Here is a 1539-nt window from a genome sequence, read left to right as displayed (position 1 = left end):
TTACCAAATAAATTAAAGTTGCACCTAAACCGTAGAGGTCAGAAGCCGGAACCGATCGCCCGCCGAATTGTTCCGGTGCCATATATCCGTAAGTTCCAACTACTGTAATAGTGCCGCCAAATTTGGCAGCTTGGTTCTGCACCGAACCGAAATCAACCAAATAAACTTGTCCGACACTGTTGCCGGATCTGTTGTGCAGTAATATATTGCTGGGTTTAATATCGCGGTGAATAACAGGTGGATTTTGGTCGTGCAAATAACTCAAAATTTGTAACAGGGATTGAGCTAATTCTTTCACTTCGCTTTCGTTAAAAGTACGCCCAGAACGCAACTGCTCTTCCAAAGTTTTTCCTTCTACATAAGTCTGTACCAGGGCAAAGCTTTTACTATTTGGTTCTTCAATTTCCAAGTAGTCGAGGTAGCGAGGAATTGCTGGATGATCGAGTGCTTTTAAAGTTTCTGCTTCCCGTTCAAAAAGTTTGAGGTCTTGCCATTCAAAATCACTGCCGAGAAATAGCTGTTTGATAACCACTAATTTTTGAGTTTGCAAATCGCGAGCCAGCAGCGTTTGGCGGCCGGTTTGTTTTCCTAGTTGTCGCTGCACTTCGTAGCGTTCTGCTAATATTTTCGCAGTCATATTTTTTCACCTTAATTTTAAATTGAGGTTATATCATGTCCGGTCGAACGACCGCAATCAGAAAGGTTTGTAGTGTGGAATGCAAGTCCGCATAAAGGTTTGTAGTGTGGAATGCAAGTCCGCAACAAAGAGCGGACTTTAGTCCACACTACGAACTGTTTTTGTTATAGTAATCGACCGGACATGATATTAGATCGGGGCCCAGAAACAGGGTTTTTTATGAAAAGACGCATTGCAACTCCCAGATTCGCCAAAAACCCTGTTTCTTTCGTGGGAGTACGTAAGTCTTCTCTAAATGTTAGATTACAGTCCACTTTCTTTTTGATACCACCGCGCAATAGACTTGCTAGTTGCCCCCATTGACAGTCCTGCAATTAGCGATGGTGCAAGCACGAAGAGAATATAATCAACGGAGGTCCTCAGAGAAATAATGCCATCGTCATTAGGGTCGAGATTCACAATCATAACCGCGAGCGGCAGAAAGAAGATAATGCTTGTCAAGGCGCAGATTACGATACTAATTGCAGTTAAAACCCGTCGGTGAAGTTGGGGATTAGTTAGGGGATCGAACCACAAGTCCGTCACAAATACGACGACTATTCCGTTGACAAACCCCAGCATACTGCCGAGAAAAAAGCCCAGGATTCCTCCGACAATTGTCCCCAAAATCGGGAAAATAAAGGTGCTGTAAATTGCTGCACAAGCTGCTACAGATCGAGATCCTGTCCATGTACTTTCCCCGATCGCCTTCCCGGTAAAGCTAGAGGCACTCACCCTTATTCCCTGTTTCACTGCTCGGGAATATTTATCTATTTCCTGTGGTTTTTCCAGAACTTCTTTGGCGATTTGGACTGAGGCGGGACGGCGCTCTAAACTCGGATGCGTCATCCACTTCAGCCAAC

At 44.4% G+C, this 1539-nt stretch carries 1 protein-coding gene and 1 pseudogene; both read right to left on the bottom strand.

The features are described from left to right. On the bottom strand, positions 1 to 637 hold a 637-nt coding region (locus QT974_RS34255), incomplete at its 3' end, for a serine/threonine protein kinase (protein ID WP_333472801.1). Positions 638 to 940: 303 nt separating this feature from the next. Then, a pseudogene (locus tag QT974_RS34250) lies at positions 941 to 1539 on the bottom strand (serine/threonine protein kinase); the annotation flags it as partial.

This window comes from Microcoleus sp. BM001215392, from assembly GCF_036700185.1.
Classification (GTDB): Bacteria; Cyanobacteriota; Cyanobacteriia; order Cyanobacteriales; family Microcoleaceae; genus Microcoleus.
Note: the sequence above shows the minus strand (reverse complement) of the source record. Positions and strands in the feature narration are given on the sequence as shown.